We start from the raw sequence: 15,361 nt of genomic DNA on the forward strand, positions 1-15,361 counted from the left end.
TCGACCTTTCCCCGACCTTTCCCCGACCTGTATCCAATTTAGGAGACGAAACAACATGGCCAAGATCGATCGCATGATGGTGGGCGAATCCCTGGTGGGCGATGGCAACGAAGTTGCGCACATCGACCTGATCATCGGCCCGCGTGGCAGTGCCGCCGAGACCGCATTCGCCAACGCGCTGACCAACAACAAGGACGGTTTCACCTCGCTGCTGGCGGTGGTGGCGCCCAACCTGCTGACCAAGCCGGCAACCGTGATGTTCAACAAGGTCACGATCAAGGGCGCCAAGCAGGCCGTGCAGATGTTCGGCCCGGCGCAGCGCGGCGTGGCGATGGCGGTCGCCGACTGCCTGGAAGCCGGCACGATCCCGATGGACGAGGCCGACAACCTCTTCATCTCGGTCGGCGTCTTCATCCACTGGCTGGCCGCGGACGACGCGAAGATCCAGGACTACAACTACGCCGCCACCCGGGAAGCGCTGGAGCGGGCCGTCGCCGGTCTGCCCACGCCAGCGCAGGTGGTGTCGGGCAAGGCCTCGGCCACCCACCCGTTTGCCGCCCATGCGTGAGCGGTGACTGTGCGGTGACTGCGCGGCGCCGGGAGACCGGCGCCGTGCGCGCTGGTCAGCGCTTCGGGGCTGGTGCCGGGTCCGGTACCAGCCCCGAGCCGATCCAGCGCAGCACCTGGGCCCCGCGGCCGCTGTCGGCGTCGGGCTCGTCGTCGGCCGGTTCGGCCTGGCGCTCGATCTGCACGCCGACCGCGGCCACGTTGTCGAACTTGCGCGGCTTGACCACCTTCACGCGCACCCGCGCCGCGCCGAAGTCGACCAGCAGCAGCTGCGCGATGCGCTCGGCCAGGGCTTCGAGCAGTTGCACGCCGTGGTCCAGCATCAGCGCGTCCAGCCGGTCGCGCACGACGCCGTAGTCGATCGTGTCGGCGATGTTGTCGGTGCGGCAGGCGCGGGCGCGTGGCAGGCCGGCCTCGATGTCGATCACCAGCGGCTGCGGCCGGTGGAGTTCGGATTCGTGGATGCCGATGATGGTCTGGCCGGTGTAGCCCTCGATGAAGACCAGGTCCATCGGTGGGGCGGCGGCATGCGGGTGGGCGGTGGTGCGGGCCATGGAAGCGGGCTGGGCAGGCATGGGTGGTCTCCTCTTGTCTCGGGTGGCTGGGGACCATTTCAGCAAGATGTGCGCCCGCTGAGCGCGCGCTGAAGCGGGGTGCGCTTTCGGGTGTTTTGTTGGTGAAACCCCAGATGCACCGTGCAGGATTTCACACAAGAATGCAGATGGGCTGCGGCGATGCCACCCGCATTGCCAGCCCGCAGGAGCGAGAACATGGGGATCAGTCTGCTGAGCACCGGTCAACACGCGGAGCGTGTCTTCGACGTCGTCCGCAGCGGCTTCGAGGATGGTGGCAACGACGTCGTGGCCCGTTCCTGGCGCCGCTGCCTGGACGACTACCTGCTGCACCCGGACCGTCCGCGCGACCTGCGCTCGCTCGAGGCCGACGCGCTCGACGACCGCCTGCAGCGCATGTCCACGCTGCTCGACTGCGCCCGCCACGAGATGTCGACGCTGTTCCAGCAACTCGCCGACCAGGAGTCGGCGGTGGTGCTGACCGACACCGACGGCGTGATCCTGCACATGGTGGCCGCGTCCGCCTTTGCCGAGGAGATCGCGCCGATGGGCCTGCGCCCCGGCGTGGTCTGGAGCGAGACCGAGGCCGGCACCAACGGCATGGGCACCTGCCTGGCCGCCGCCTGCCCGGTGGCCGTGCGGCGCGAGGACCATTTCTACACCCAGTTCACCGGCCTGACCTGCTCGGCCGTGCCGGTCTACCACCCGTCGGGCGAGATGGTGGCGGTGCTGGACGTGTCGAGCCGCTCGACGCTGATGCAGCAGCACCTGCTCGTGCTGCTCGGCATGACCGCCCGCATGATCGAGAACCGGCTGATCGACCAGTGTTTCCGCGACGCCTACCCGCTGCACTTCCACAGCCGCCCGGAGTTCGTCTACACGCTGCACGAGGGCCGGCTGGCGGTGTCGGACGACGGCCGCATCCTGGCGGCCAACCGCAGCGCGCTGTTCCAGCTCGGCCTGCAGTCGGTGGCGGACATCCAGGGCCGCCGCGTCGAGGACATCTTCCAGACCTCGCAGGACGACCTGCTGCAGCGCAGCAGCCTGTCGTCCTTCCACCCGGTGGTGACCTACCGCGCCCATGCCTCGCACCGTTTCTTCGCCGTGATGCGCCGCCCGGCGCAGGAGGCGGGTGCCGCGCAGGCCAGCACACCCGTCATCCAGGCACCCGGACCGGGCCGGGCGCTGTCGGCCCGCACGGTGCCCGCGCCGCGGTCGGCGGGCGCAGTGGCGACCATGGGTGACCCGCTGCTGGCGCGCAACCTGGCCGTCGCCCGCCGCGTGATCGCGCGCCAGACGCCGGTGCTGCTGTGCGGCGAGACCGGCTCGGGCAAGGAGGTGTTCGCCCGCGCCGTGCACGACGGCAGCCCGCACGCCGACGGCGCCTTCGTCGCGATCAACTGCGCGAGCCTGCCGGAGAGCCTGATCGAGTCCGAGCTGTTCGGCTACCGGGCGGGCGCCTTCACCGGGGCGCAGCGCAACGGCCGGCGCGGCAAGATCCTGCAGGCCGATGGCGGCACGCTCTTCCTCGACGAGATCGGCGACATGCCGCTGGAGCTGCAGGCGCGGCTGCTGCGGGTGCTGGAAGAACGGCAGGTCACGCCGCTGGGTGCGGAGGAGACGCTGTCGGTCAACTTCCAGCTCCTCAGCGCCAGCCACCGCGACCTGCAGGAGCTGATCGCCGAGGGCCGCTTCCGCGAGGACCTGTACTACCGGCTGGCCGGCGTGGAGCTGCGCCTGCCCGCGCTGCGCGAGCGCACCGACCGCAAGGAGCTGATCCGCAGCCTGCTGGTGGCCGAGGGCGGGGCCGAGGCGGCACTGTCGGCCGAGGCGGAGCGGCTGCTGATGGCGCACCCCTGGCCGGGCAATGTGCGGCAGCTGCGGCATGTGCTGCGCTCGGCCTGCGCGCTGGCGGATGCGGAGCTGATCCGGCCGGAGCACCTGCCGAGCCTGGGCCGTGCAACGGCTGCACGCGTCGCCTGGCCCGCAGCGGAGGAGGCCGAGTCCCTGGCCGAACTGCCGGCACCGATCTTGCCTGCAGAGGTCGTGGCCACCGCCGCGGCCGAGGAAGCGGCCACCGCGGCGGCCGTGTCCCGACTCAACCCCATCCTCGCCAACGAGCGGCAGGTGCTGATCAAGTTGCTGGAGCACCACCGCTGGAATGTGAGCAACGTCGCCAAGGCGCTCGATGTCAGCCGCAACACCCTGTACCGAAAACTCCACAAGCTGCACATCCAGATCTCCCACGCCGAGTGAACCCGCCGAGGCGCCGGAAGCACCTCGTTCGCGCTTCGCCTGGTGCCTGACCGGCTCGGGCCACGGCCTGCCCGAGTCGCTGGCGCTGGCCGGGCGGCTGCCGCAGGTCGATCTGTTCCTGTCGGCGGCTGGCGAGGAGGTGCTGGCGATCTACGGCATCACGCTGGCCTCGCTCAAGGCGCGCTTCCGCGTGCTGCGCGACAAGAGCGCCAGCGCCACACCGGTCGGCACGCTCTACAGCGACGTCTACCACTCGGTGGTCATCGCGCCGGCCACCAGCAACACGGTCGCCAAGTGCGCGCTCGGCCTGAGCGACACGCTGCCCACCAACATGTTCGCGCAGGCCGGCAAGCTCGGCATTCCCAGCCTGGTCTTCGCCTGCGACACCGAGCCGGTGGTGGTCACCCGCGCGCCGCACGACTGGGTGACGCTGCGCCCGCGCCGCATCGAGCTGGACAACGTCGAGCGCCTGCGCGCGATCGACCACTGCCGCGTCGTCGCCTCGGTGGCGGAACTCGAACAGGCCCTCGATCAACGACTGCAGCAACTGGCCCTCGCATGGAACGCCCCGAGCACGTCCTCTTCCTGACCGGGCGGCTGGCGCTGCCGGCGCTGACCCGCGTGCTGACCGATCTGGGCGCCTTGCCCTTCACCTGGGAGATCCGCGAACTCGGCCTGCAGGTGGCGGCGCTGATGACCGCCGACATGGTCCGCCGCCGACTGTCCACGCCGGTCGCGGCGGACCGGATCATCGTGCCGGGCCGCTGCCGCGGCGATCTGGCAGCGCTGTCGCAGGCGCTGGGCGTGCCGGTGGAGCGCGGGCCGGAGGAGCTGAAGGACCTGCCGCGCTTCTTCCGCCGCGCCGCGCAGCCGGTGGATCTGAGCACTTGGCGCGTGCAGATCTTTGCCGAGATCACCGACGCGCCGCGGCTGACGGTCGCGCAGGTCGTCGCCCGTGCGCAGGCGCTGCGGGCGGACGGCGCCGACGTGATCGACCTCGGCGGCCTGCCGGACACGCCGTTCCCGCAGCTCGAAGACTGTGTGCAGGCGCTGAAGGCGGCGGGGCACCGGGTCAGCGTCGATTCGCAGTCGAGCGACGAACTGCTGCGCGGTGGCCGGGCCGGTGCCGACTACCTGCTCAGCCTGACGCCGCAGACGCTGTGGATCGCTGACGAGGTGGCCTCCGTGCCCGTGCTCATCGGTGCGGAGCCGGGCGACGAGGCAGGGCTGTGGGCGGCGATCGAGGCGATGCAGCGAAGAGGGCGCCCGTTCATGGCGGACGCGATCCTCGACCCGATCCCCTTCGGCCTCACGCGCTCGATCGTGCGCTACCACCGGCTGCGCGAGCGCTTCCCCGAGGTGGCGATCCTGATGGGCACCGGTAACCTCTCCGAGCTGACCGAGGCCGACACCAGCGGCATCCACGCCGTGTTGCTCGGCCTGTGCGCGGAGCTGGACGTGGCGGCGATCCTGACCACGCAGGTCAGCGGCCACGCCCGCCGGGCGGTGCGCGAGGCCGATGTGGCGCGACGGATGATGCACGCGGCGGTGCAGCTCCAGACCCTGCCCAAGGGGCTGGGCGACGCGCTGATGACCGCGCACGACAAGCACCCCTGGCCCGACAGCGCCGACGAGATCGCGACCATCGCCGCGCAGGTGAAGGATCCCAATTTCCGCATCCAGGTCTCGGCCGAGGGGCTGCACGTCTACAACCGCGACGGCCTGCGGCGCGCGACCGACGCGATGGCGCTGTGGCCGCAGCTCGGGCTGCAGGGCGATGCCGGGCACGCGTTCTACATGGGCGCGGAGCTGGCGCGGGCCGAGATCGCGTGGCAGCTCGGCAAGCGCTATGTGCAGGACCAGCCGCTCGACTGGGGCTGCGCGGTGGAGCGGCCGCCGGACGACAAGCTGGCCTGGTGTGCGCCGGCGCCGACGAAGGGAGCCAGGCCGTGACCCAGGCACTGAACGACGTGATCTACGAAACCGTGGTGACCACGCGCTGCACCGACGGCCGTGTGCACGCGGCGCCGATGGGCGTGCGCTACCGCGGCGCGCAGGTAGTGCTGATGCCGTTTCGGCCGTCCACTACGCTGGACAACCTGCTGCGCGAGCGCGTGGCGGTGCTCAACATCGTCACCGACACACGGGTCTTCGCTGGCTGCGTCACGGGCCGGCAGGCGTGGCCGACCTGTCCGGTGGCGGACGGGCTGGGCGAGCGGCTGGCGGTGGCGATGCGGCACCTGGTCTTGCGGCTGGCGGCGGTGAGCGATGACGCGCAGCGGCCGGTGCTGACGCTGGACATCGCCGAGGACCGCACCCACGCGCCGTTTCCGGGCCTGAACCGGGCGCAGGCGGCGGTGATCGAAGGCGCGGTGCTGGTCAGCCGGCGCCACTTGCTGCCGCGGGAGCGCATCGATCGCGAGATGGCGCAGCTGCAGACCGCCATCGACAAGACCGCGAGCGCGGTGGAACACGAAGCCTGGGGCTGGCTGCAGCAGGCCATGAACGAGCTGAAGACGCCGATGGCGGGGGAACAGACGTGATGCGGATCCTGGTGAGCGTGCGGGACATGGCCGAGGCTGAACTGGCCGCAGCGGCGGGGGTGGGCTTCATCGACCTGAAGGAGCCGTCGGACGGGGCGCTGGGCGGCTTGCCGGTCGAGAGCATCGGGCGGATCGTTCGGCGCCTGCGCCACCTGGCACCGGGCGTGCCGGTGACCGCGACCATCGGCGACTGGCCGGCGCATGCGTTGGCCGCGATCCGCCAGCGCGTGCTGGCGGTGGAGGCCTGTGGCGTGGACCACGTGAAGGTCGGCGTGGTGCCGGGCATCGGGGCGGCGGCGCTGGTGGTGGCGCTGGGCTGGATGGCGTCGTCCGGCGTGCCGGTGGTGCCGGTGCTGATCGCGGACGACGGTGTGCAGGCGGACCTGCTCGACCTGATCTGCCAGCAGCGCTTTGCCGCGGTCATGCTCGACACGGCCGACAAGCGCGGCGGCACGCTGCTGCAGCGGGTGCCGGCGGCGGCGCTGGCGGGCATGATCGCCCAGGTGCGCCGACATGGCGGTTTGGCCGGGCTGGCCGGCGCGCTGCAGTGCGAGGACCTGCCCGCGCTGCGCGCGCTGGCCCCGGATTTCGCCGGATTCCGCTCGGCGGTGTGCGCCGGGGACCGGCGTCTGGGGATCGACGAGGCGCGGCTGCGGCGCCTGACCGGTTTGGTGGCCGATCAGGAGACCGCACGCCGGTGGGCGCCGATCAGCTGCGGTGCGCTGCCCAGCAGCAGCGCCCGCAATTCGTCGAGCTGGTGACCGCCCAGCACGTCGATCGGCAAGCCTGACTGCTCCGCCAGCGCCGCGAAGCGGCGGTCCAGCACCTCGGCCTCCACCAGCTGGCAGACGCTCATGTCCGCGTCGATGTCGCAGGCCTTGAGCACCACCAGCCGCTCGGCGTTGAGCCGCCGCGCCAGCCCGAGGGCGATGCTGTCGGAGGTGACGTCCCAGTTGGTGTTGGCGTCCGGATGGTGGCGCAGCAGCTCCAGCGGCATCCACAGCGCCACACCGCCGCGCCGCAGCACCAGCGGCACATCCGCCTCCCGGCTGACCGGCTGCAGCCCCGGACTCAGGCCGTGCAGCATGTAGGCGTTCTGGACCATCGCGAGGATGGCCATGTTGTGCGCGGGCAGGTCGTCCAGCGCCCAGCGGGTCTGCAATCGCCGCACCTCGTCGGCGAGGATGCCGCCACCACACACCAGCGCAATGCGCCCGCCGCCGAGCTGTGTGACCAGCGAGAGCCAGTCCGGCAGCCGTGGATCGCTGCAGAAACTGCCACCGAGCTTGATGATCCACATCAGACTGCTCCCCTCCCGGCTGGGGCCGGTGTTGCGCTGTGATCATCTCGCCACAAGGCGGCGACGGCAACCCCGGGAGCGCCGACCCGGGTCCAGTCCGCGAGTGCCGCGGGCAGGTTTGCGGCCAGCGGGGCGACGTCGTGGCCATAGTCGAGCACCGGATTCCCGCACATGGAGTCTCCCAGCACGGATGGAACAAGGAAGGCGCCGCAGCCCGCGGCGACGAGGTGGCGGGCATCCGCTGGCGTGCGGGCGTGGCGGTCCAGCACGCGCCGGACCTGTCCCGCGATCTCGGCGCACTGCGCCGCACGCCAGGTGTGCGCGAAGGCCAGCCAGTCCGCATCGCTGCCGTCGCGCGCATCGCAGCCGACCATGCGCGCCAGCCGCGCCCGGGTGGCGTGCAGCGACTTGTCGGCGCCGTCGGCGGTGGGCTGCTGGTCGTGGGCGGGGTCGAGTTCGCCGGTGAGGCGGTAGACATCGGCGGTGGTGGCGAACCACTCGTTCATCACGTTGAGCGTCTGGCCCTGGAACACCGTGCGCTGCGCCAGCGCGCACAGCGGCGTGCGCACGACGCCCTGGTAGACCAGCTCGCCACTGGCCAGCCGGTCCCGGTCGCTCAGGCTGTCGCCGAGCACGCGGCCCTGGTCGAAGGCGATCACGTCGGTGGTGGTGCTGCCGATGTCGATCAGCAGGCCGCGGCCGAGCCGGGCCGCCGTGTGCTGGGCGCAGGCGCGCCAGTTGGCCGAGGCGATCGCGGGCCAGTGGGCCGCGGCCTGCGCGGGCGTGACCCAGTGCTGCGGGCCGGCGTAGAGGTGCACCGGGCCGGGCAGCCGCTCCGCCAGCGTCTGGCTGATCCGGTGCACGCCGTCGGCCCGGTCGGCGAACAGGTCGACCATCTCGCCGCTCATCGTCACGGCGTGCGCGGCGCGGTCCATCGCCTGCGGCCAGCGTGTCCGCGCCTGCGCCAGCGCGTCCTCCAGATGCACCAGCCCCTGCCACAGCGGACAGGCCCACTGCGCCACATCGCGCACCTGGCCCCCGTGCAGCCAGCAGGCCTTGAGGTGCGCGCCGCCGACGTCCCAGCCGATCACGTCCGTGGCCAGGTCCGTGCCCCTGTCATCGGCAGGCACGGAGCACCTCGCTGGCCAGGTTGCGCCCGAGGGTGTCGGACAGCCCGGCATAGGCATTGGTGACCCGCGCGTTGACCTCGATCGGCACCGGGCCGTGCTGCGGGTGCCAGACCAGATCGATGCCGACGAAGCCGCGCAGGCCGGGCAGGGCGCCGGCCACGGTGTCGGCCATGGCCTGCAGCGCCGGCCAGCGCGGGTCCCCGGCATCGGCGCCGGTGTGCGTGACGCCGATGTAGTCGAGCCGGCCCGAGGCGCTGCAGTGCAGCTGCTGCCGGTTCAGGCTCAGCAGCGAGGCGTGCACGCCGGTGCCGCACAGCAGCGACAGGCTCAGCGCCTCGCCTTCGACCCAAGGTTGCAGCGTCACGCGCTCGCCTGCGGCCGACCGGCGTGCGGCCAGCGCCTGCGCCGCGCCGTGGTCGTCGAGCACCACGGTGTCGACCGCACCGGCGCCCACATCGGGCTTGACCACCCAGCGCCGTGCCTGTCCGGGCGCGTCGAAGTCCCAGGGCGTGCGCAGGCCGGCGCTGGCCAGGCGGGCGAGGGTGCGCGTCTTGCTGGAACTCGTGTGCAGCGCCGCGGCCGTGCTGCCCAGCCAGCGTGCCGGTGCGACCAGGGCACAGCAGGCGGACAGCAGGCCGTCACTCTCCGGCGCGATCACCCAGACACCGTCGTGCTGTGCGGCCTGTTCGGCCAGGAAGTCGAGGGCGGGCTGTCCGGGCCGGGTGCGCACGGGGTGCAGGCGCCCGGTGCTGTCGCTGCTGGCTGGCGCGCCTGCGCTGTCGGCCACGCTGACCCGCCCGATGCGGTCCGCCGGCAGCCGCAGCAAGTCTGCCGCCACGGCATCGCGCATCGCCACGCCGATCGGTTGCAGGGTGGTTTCGTCCGGGTGCCCCGGCATGCCGCCAGCGCTGACGAACTCGAAGACCAGTATCGTGTCAGCCATGCAATTGATCCCAGTCCTCGATGTGATGCAAGGCCGTGTGGTGCGCGCCGTGCGTGGTGACCGCCGGTCCTACCAGCCGATCGTGTCGGTGCTGTGCGCGGGCAGCGACCCGGTGACCGTCGCGCAGGCGCTGTGCCGGCACGCCGCAGCGTCCGTGCTCTACATCGCCGATCTGGATGCGCTGCAGGGCGGCGCCGTGCAGACCGACGTGCTGCGCGCCCTGGGTGCCGCGCTGCCCGGCGTGCGGTTCTGGCTGGACGCCGGCTTTGCGGACGTCGGGGCGGTCCGGGCGCTGCTGGCGCAACTCGGGTCGGAGGTGGCCGCGCGGATCGATCCGGTCTATGCCAGCGAGTCGCTGCAGGACACGCAGGCGCTGACCGAGCCGATCGATGCCGCCGACCGGCCGAGCCAGCGCGCGATCCTGTCGCTCGACCGGCGCGACGGGCAGCGGCTCGACCCGGCCGGGTGCTGGGAGCAGCCCGCGCGGTGGCCGGCCCGGGTGATCGTGATGACGCTGGAGCGCGTGGGCGCCCACACCGGGCCGGACCTGGACACGCTGGCCGAGGTGCAACGCCGCGCGCCGGCCGCCCGGCTCATCGGCGCGGGCGGTGTGCGCGGTGCGGATGATCTGCGAGAGGCGGGACGGGCGGGCGCGGTGGCGTGGCTGGTGGCCAGTGCCTTGCACGACGGTCGGCTGCCGCCCGTCAGGGTGCAGGGCGGCGGAGGTCGCGGACCGGAGGCGTAGGCACATGGCGCGATTGCAATCAGGTTTCGTGCCACGCCGGCCATGCGGTTCTTGCCGGTTGCCGCGGGCAGCCTGGTGCTGAAACGCCACACTCTGTGGCAAGTCCAGTCGGGTCAGCGGGCGTTTTCCCCCGCGGGCCGTGTGGCATGCCGATTGCCTCTGCGATGGGCATGCGCCCTGATCCGAGCCTTGTCTGGACCTGTCCCTTCTGTCCGCTGCTGTGCGATGACCGCCCGGCGAGTGCCACTGGCTGCGCGCTCGCCGAAGCGGGGTTGCGGCAGACGGCGGCCCCCTCTGGCGTGGCCGGTGCGCCGCGCATCGACGGCCAGCCCGCCACGCTGGAGTCCGCGCTGGCGGCGGCGGTGCAGCGGCTGGCCCGCAGCCGCCAGCCGCTGATCGGCGGCTGGGGCACCGATGTCGCTGGTGCCCGGGCGCTGACCACGCTGGCCGAGCTGAGCGGCGCGTGTTGTGATGCCGCGGCGGGCGAGCCGCTCAGCCAGTCGCTGCGGGCGCAGCAGGACCGCGGCGGCTACAGCACCACGCTGGCCGAGGTGCGCGAACACGCCGACCTGATCGTGGTGCTCGGGAGCGGGCTGCTGTCTCGGGCGCCGCGGTGGCTGGAGCGGGTGCTCGACGGCCGGACCACGCCCCCGCAGATCGTGTACCTCGATGCGCCGGGGGATCTGCCCGACACGCTCGTGCGGCTGCACCTGCTGGTGGCCGGGAAGTCACCCGCGGCGGCCGAGGCCTTGGCGTACCCGGCGCTGGCCACATTGGCTGCGCAGCTCAAGGCCGCACGCTACACCGTGCTGGTCTGGGAGCCGTCGCAGCTCGGCCCCCACGCGGCGCTGTGCATCGAGCGCCTGATGCAGCTCATCCAGCGGCTGAACCAGACCACCCGCGCCGCCGCGCTGCCGATCGGCGGCGGAGACGGCGCGATGACCGCGCAGTACGTCCACGCCTGGCGCACGGGCCTGCCGCTGCGCAGCCGCCACGGCCCGCGCGGGCTCGAACACGATCCGCTGCGCTTCGGCGCCCAGCGGCTGCTGGAGGACGGTGCGGTCGATCTGCTGCTGTGGGTGGCGAGCTTTCCGGGTCTGGTGGCGGGCGGGGTGCCGGCCGCAACCGGGTTGCCGCGCATCGTGCTCGGCTTGCCGGCACTGGCGGCGCAGCTGGGTGACGAGCGGCACACGGTGTTCATTCCGGTGGCGACGCCGGGCGTTCACACCGACGGCCATCTGTTCCGCGCGGACGGCGTCGTGCTGATGCCCTTGCACGCGTTGCAGGACAACGACCTGCCCACCGTGGGTGCGGTGGTGGAGGTGCTGATGCAGGCCCTGGCGCCGGGGAGGGCGGCCGCATGAGCACGATCCGACTGCACGGCGGCCGCCTGCATGACCCGGCCAATGGCGTCGACGGCGTGGTGTGCGACCTCGTCGTGCGCGACGGGCGCATCGGCCAGCTGGCGCCGGGCGAGCCGGCCGACGAGTCCTTCGACGCGAGCGGTTGCGTCGTCCTGGCCGGCGGCATCGACCTGCACACCCACATCGGCGGCGGCAAGGTCAACCTCGCCCGGCTGCTGCTCCCCGAGAACCACCGCGGCGGCGACGACGACCCGTGTCGCCACATCACGCCCGGCACGCGCGACACCGGCCGGCGCTACGTGCAGATGGGCTACACGGCGGCCTTCGAGCCGGCGATGGTCGCCACCAACGCCCGCCACGCCCACATGGAGATGGGCGACACCCCCATCCTCGACCACGGCGCCTACGTGATGCTCGGCAACGACGAGCTGTTCCTGCAGATGCTGGCCGAGGGTGCCCACCCGGACGAGTTCCGCGACCTGATCGGCTGGACCTTGCACGCGACCAAGGCGATGGGCGTCAAGGTCGTCAACCCGGGCGGCATCTCGGCCTTCAAGTTCAACCAGCGCCGCCTGAACGTGGACGAGGCCCACACCCGCTGGCAGGTCACGCCGCGCCAGGTGGTCCACACGCTGGCCCGCGGGCTGCACGCGCTCGGCGTGCCGCACCCGCTGCACATCCACGGCAGCAACCTTGGCGCCGCTGGCAACATCGCGTCCACGCTGGAGACGATCGACGCGCTCGAAGGCCTGCCCGCGCACCTGACCCATGTCCAGTTCCACGCCTACGGCAACGAGGGGCCGAAGAAGTTCTCGTCCGCCGCGCTGGCGCTGGCCGAGGCGGTCAATGCGCGGCCGCAGCTCAGCGTCGATGTCGGCCAGATCATCTTCGGCCAGACGGTGACCGCCTCCGGCGACACGATGCGCCAGTTCGCCAACGCCGGGCTGGCGAGTCCGCGCAAGGCGATCTTCTCGGACATCGAGTGCGAGGCGGGCTGCGGCGTGCTGCCCTTCCGCTACCGCGAGTCGAGCTATGTCAACGCGCTGCAATGGGCGATCGGGCTGGAGATCTTCCTGCTGGTGCGCAACCCGTGGCAGATCGTGCTGACCACCGACCACCCGAACGGCGGCCCCTTCACCAGCTACCCGCACCTGATCCGGCTGCTGATGGACCGGTCCTTCCGCGAGGAGCAACTCGCCAAGCTGCACCCCGAGGTCGCGCAGTTCAGCGCGCTGAAGTCGATCACCCGCGAGCTGACGCTGCAGGAGATCGCCATCCTGACCCGCGCCGCGCCGGCGAAGCTGCTCGGCCTGCGCGACCGCGGCCACCTGGGCGAGGGCGCGGCGGCCGACATCGCGGTCTACCGCGACGACGCCGACCGCGAGCGCATGTTCACCGCGCCCGAACTGGTCTTCAAGGACGGCGTGCTCGTCTCCCGCGCCGGCCGCCTCACCGCCGAACCGGTCGGCGGCACGCACTTCGTCGCACCCGACTACGACCTGTCCTTCGCCCAGACGCTGCGCCGCCGCCACGCCCGCCACGGCTCGGTCAACCCCGACCACCTCGTCATCGGCCACGACGAGCTGTGCGTCTGCGGCCGGGGCGGGGCGCTGCTGCCGGTGGCCTGTCTGCAAGGCCAGGATCGGGACACGCCATGACGGTCCTCATCGACGACACCTTCGCCGAAGCCTTCCCGATGAAGGCGACCCGGCTGCTGATCACCGCGCACAACCTCACCTGGGCGCGCCACGCCGCCGTCGCCGCCACGGGCTTCGCCACCTCGGTGATCGCCTGCGGTTGCGAGGCGGGCATCGAGCGCGAACTGTCCGCCGACGAGACACCCGATGGCCGGCCGGGTCTTGCGGTGCTGCTGTTCGCGATGAGCGGCAAGGAACTGGCCAAGCAGGTCGAACGCCGCGTCGGGCAATGTGTGCTGACCTGCCCGACCACGGCGGTCTTCGCCGGGCTGCGCGAGGGCGAGCCGATCGCGTTGGGCAAGAACCTGCGTTTCTTCGGCGACGGCTGGCAGCAGTCGAAGGTGATCGGCGGCGTGCGCTACTGGCGCGTGCCGGTGATGGACGGCGAGTTCGTCGCGCAGGAGACGACGCCGGTGGTCAAGGGCGTCGGGGGCGGCAATCTGCTGTTCCTGGCGCGTGACACGGATGCCGCGCTCGCGGCGGCCGAGGCGGCGGTCACGGCGATGCGGCGGCTGCCGGACGTGGTCCTGCCGTTCCCGGGGGGCGTGGTGCGCTCGGGCTCGAAAGTTGGCAGCCGGTATCCGGCGCTGATGGCGTCCACCAACGACGCCTTCTGCCCGACGCTGCGCGGGCTGGCCAGACGCAGTGAACTCGACGAGCGCATCGGCTGCGTGATGGAAATCGTCATCGACGGGCTGAGCGAGGCGGCGGTGGCGGCGGCCATGCGGGTCGGCATCGAGGCGGGCGTGGCGCTGGGCACTGCGGGCGGGCTGCTGCGGATCTCGGCGGGCAACTACGGCGGCAAGCTCGGGCCGTTCCACTTTCACCTGCACAGGTTGACGCCATGAGCGGCCATCGACTCACCTTGCGCCAGATGCCTGCGCTGCGGCTGGACCTGCGCGGCGTGCGGCCCGACGCGCTGGCCGGCCTGTCCGTCGCGGAGGTCGAGCGCCTGCCGCTGGCTTATGGCCGCGACCTCGTGCCGCTGGCCGAGTGGTTCACGGTCGAGGCGACGCAGGACGCCGACGCTGACACCGAGGCGGCGCTGCACCTCGTCGGCGACCTGTCCCGCGTCGACCACATCGGCCACCAGATGGCGTCCGGACGGCTCCGCATCGACGGCTCGGTCGGCGATGGTCTCGGTGTGCAGATGCGCGGTGGGGTGGTCCGGCTGCACGGCTCGGCGCGCGATCTGGTCGGCTGCGAGATGGGCGGTGGCGCGCTGCACATCGACGGCGACATCGGCGACTTCGCGGCGTCGACGCTGCCCGGCAGCATGGACGGCATGCGCGGCGGGCTGCTCGCCGTGCGTGGCCGCGCGGGCGACCGGCTCGCCGACCGGATGCGGCGTGGCACGGTCCTCGTCGGCGGTGCGGTCGGCGACTTCGCGGCCTCGCGGCTGGTGGCGGGCACGGTCGTGCTCGGCGGGCGCTGCGGCGTGCATCCGGCCTGGGGCATGCGCCGGGGCAGCGTGCTGTTCGCGGATCCGACGGTGGCGCCGATGGTGCTGCCCGGCTTCGTGCCCGGCGGGGGCGAGATGGCCGTCGCCTGGCAACTGATGGCGCGTGACCTGGCGCGCCACACCGATTTCCCCGCGCTCGCCGACCTGCCGCGCCGCGCCGTTCACCGCCTGCGCGGGGATCTGGCGGTCGATGGCCTGGGCGAGCTGCTCCTTGTCACCTGATCGTCACCTGAAAGGAAGTTCCCCCGATGTCACTGCCGTACACCTTCCATGCCGGCGAGGCCACCGTGCTGGCCGCCGAGGGCCAGTTCACCGACGCGATGCCCGAGATCCTGATCGGCCGCGTCGACGGCCCGGTCGGGCAGGCCTTTGCCAACATGATGGCGCAGAGCAAGGGCCACACCGCGATGTTCGCGATCCGCGCCTGCAACCAGCTCGTGCGCCCGGCGACCATCACCGTCCCGAAGGTCACGCTCAAGGACATGGCCAACATCGACCTGTTCGGCGGCGTGGTCCAGAGCGCCACCGCCGACGCGGTGCTCGACTGCGTGATCGAGGGCCTGATCCCGAAGGACCTGGTCAACCAGCTCTGCATCGTCAGCCTGGTGTGGATCGACCCGCGCTGCGCCAAGGACCCGAACCTCGACAAGAAGGACATGTACCGCACCAACTACGAGGCGACGAAGCTGGCGCTGTGGCGGGCGCTGAACAACGAGCCGACCATCGACGAGCTGATCGCCAACCGCCACGCGATCCGCCACGACATGGACGACTGGAGCTGA

The 15,361-nt window shown here is 71.9% G+C and carries 16 protein-coding genes; 12 read left to right on the plus strand and 4 right to left on the minus strand.

Going from position 1 to position 15,361, the window contains the following annotated elements:
- Positions 1-55: 55 nt before the first annotated feature.
- Positions 56-568, plus strand: a complete 513-nt coding sequence (fae, locus tag AABN02_RS08150; RefSeq protein WP_338414429.1) for a formaldehyde-activating enzyme — start codon at positions 56-58, stop codon at positions 566-568.
- Positions 569-623: 55 nt separating this feature from the next.
- On the opposite strand, the gene AABN02_RS08155 is transcribed toward fae (AABN02_RS08150), so the two are convergent.
- The gene (locus AABN02_RS08155; RefSeq protein WP_338414430.1) at positions 624-1,142 is read right to left on the minus strand and encodes a dihydroneopterin aldolase; all 519 of its coding nucleotides are present in this window, start codon (positions 1,140-1,142) and stop codon (positions 624-626) included.
- A gap of 195 nt (positions 1,143-1,337) precedes the next feature.
- Between AABN02_RS08155 and AABN02_RS08160 the strand changes: the two genes are divergently transcribed.
- Genes AABN02_RS08160 through AABN02_RS08180 form a run of 5 tightly spaced genes read left to right on the plus strand, consistent with a single transcriptional unit; the run spans position 1,338 to position 6,699 of the window.
- On the plus strand, positions 1,338-3,395 hold the full coding sequence (locus AABN02_RS08160) for a sigma-54-dependent Fis family transcriptional regulator (RefSeq protein ID WP_338414431.1): 2,058 nt from the start codon (positions 1,338-1,340) through the stop codon (positions 3,393-3,395).
- Positions 3,328-3,984, plus strand: a complete 657-nt coding sequence (locus AABN02_RS08165) for a flavoprotein (RefSeq protein ID WP_338414432.1) — start codon at positions 3,328-3,330, stop codon at positions 3,982-3,984. The genes AABN02_RS08160 and AABN02_RS08165 overlap by 68 nt, the downstream gene beginning before the upstream one ends.
- Positions 3,954-5,348 carry a DUF6513 domain-containing protein gene (locus AABN02_RS08170; RefSeq protein WP_338414433.1) on the plus strand — a complete coding sequence of 465 codons (1,395 nt, stop codon included), beginning with the start codon at positions 3,954-3,956 and terminating at the stop codon, positions 5,346-5,348. Before AABN02_RS08165 ends, AABN02_RS08170 begins: the two co-directional genes overlap by 31 nt.
- A complete protein-coding gene (locus AABN02_RS08175; protein WP_338414434.1) occupies positions 5,345-5,938 on the plus strand; it encodes a DUF447 domain-containing protein in 594 nt (197 codons plus the stop codon). The genes AABN02_RS08170 and AABN02_RS08175 overlap by 4 nt, the downstream gene beginning before the upstream one ends.
- Positions 5,938-6,699: a (5-formylfuran-3-yl)methyl phosphate synthase gene (locus tag AABN02_RS08180; RefSeq protein WP_338414435.1), complete on the plus strand. Its 762-nt coding sequence runs from the start codon at positions 5,938-5,940 to the stop codon at positions 6,697-6,699. Before AABN02_RS08175 ends, AABN02_RS08180 begins: the two co-directional genes overlap by 1 nt.
- On the opposite strand, the gene AABN02_RS08185 is transcribed toward AABN02_RS08180, so the two are convergent.
- From AABN02_RS08185 to AABN02_RS08195, 3 genes are read right to left on the minus strand one after another with little or no spacing between them, the layout of a single operon-like run.
- Positions 6,618-7,238: an aspartate kinase gene (locus AABN02_RS08185; RefSeq protein WP_338414436.1), complete on the minus strand. Its 621-nt coding sequence runs from the start codon at positions 7,236-7,238 to the stop codon at positions 6,618-6,620. The two genes, AABN02_RS08180 and AABN02_RS08185, sit on opposite strands and share 82 nt — an antisense overlap.
- On the minus strand, positions 7,238-8,368 hold the full coding sequence (locus tag AABN02_RS08190) for a hydantoinase/oxoprolinase family protein (protein WP_338414437.1): 1,131 nt from the start codon (positions 8,366-8,368) through the stop codon (positions 7,238-7,240). The genes AABN02_RS08185 and AABN02_RS08190 overlap by 1 nt, the downstream gene beginning before the upstream one ends.
- A complete protein-coding gene (locus tag AABN02_RS08195; RefSeq protein ID WP_338414438.1) occupies positions 8,355-9,311 on the minus strand; it encodes an ATP-grasp domain-containing protein in 957 nt (318 codons plus the stop codon). Before AABN02_RS08195 ends, AABN02_RS08190 begins: the two co-directional genes overlap by 14 nt.
- Between AABN02_RS08195 and AABN02_RS08200 the strand changes: the two genes are divergently transcribed.
- The 6 genes from AABN02_RS08200 (at position 9,310) to fae (AABN02_RS08225) (ending at position 15,361) form a co-directional block, all read left to right on the plus strand.
- Positions 9,310-10,056 (plus strand): HisA/HisF-related TIM barrel protein, encoded by a 747-nt coding sequence (locus tag AABN02_RS08200; protein WP_338414439.1) that lies wholly within the window; start codon positions 9,310-9,312, stop codon positions 10,054-10,056. The two genes, AABN02_RS08195 and AABN02_RS08200, sit on opposite strands and share 2 nt — an antisense overlap.
- A 146-nt stretch (positions 10,057-10,202) precedes the next feature.
- Positions 10,203-11,420 carry a formylmethanofuran dehydrogenase gene (locus AABN02_RS08205; protein ID WP_338414440.1) on the plus strand — a complete coding sequence of 406 codons (1,218 nt, stop codon included), beginning with the start codon at positions 10,203-10,205 and terminating at the stop codon, positions 11,418-11,420.
- Positions 11,417-13,078: a formylmethanofuran dehydrogenase subunit A gene (locus tag AABN02_RS08210; RefSeq protein WP_338414441.1), complete on the plus strand. Its 1,662-nt coding sequence runs from the start codon at positions 11,417-11,419 to the stop codon at positions 13,076-13,078. The genes AABN02_RS08205 and AABN02_RS08210 overlap by 4 nt, the downstream gene beginning before the upstream one ends.
- The gene (fhcD, locus tag AABN02_RS08215; RefSeq protein ID WP_338414442.1) at positions 13,075-13,965 is read left to right on the plus strand and encodes a formylmethanofuran--tetrahydromethanopterin N-formyltransferase; all 891 of its coding nucleotides are present in this window, start codon (positions 13,075-13,077) and stop codon (positions 13,963-13,965) included. Before AABN02_RS08210 ends, fhcD begins: the two co-directional genes overlap by 4 nt.
- The gene (locus tag AABN02_RS08220; protein WP_338414443.1) at positions 13,962-14,801 is read left to right on the plus strand and encodes a formylmethanofuran dehydrogenase subunit C; all 840 of its coding nucleotides are present in this window, start codon (positions 13,962-13,964) and stop codon (positions 14,799-14,801) included. Before fhcD ends, AABN02_RS08220 begins: the two co-directional genes overlap by 4 nt.
- Positions 14,802-14,827: 26 nt before the next feature.
- Positions 14,828-15,361 carry a formaldehyde-activating enzyme gene (fae, locus tag AABN02_RS08225; protein ID WP_338414444.1) on the plus strand — a complete coding sequence of 178 codons (534 nt, stop codon included), beginning with the start codon at positions 14,828-14,830 and terminating at the stop codon, positions 15,359-15,361.

The sequence above is a fragment of the uncultured Sphaerotilus sp. genome (genome assembly GCF_963924895.1).
Taxonomy (GTDB): domain Bacteria; phylum Pseudomonadota; class Gammaproteobacteria; order Burkholderiales; family Burkholderiaceae_C; genus Sphaerotilus.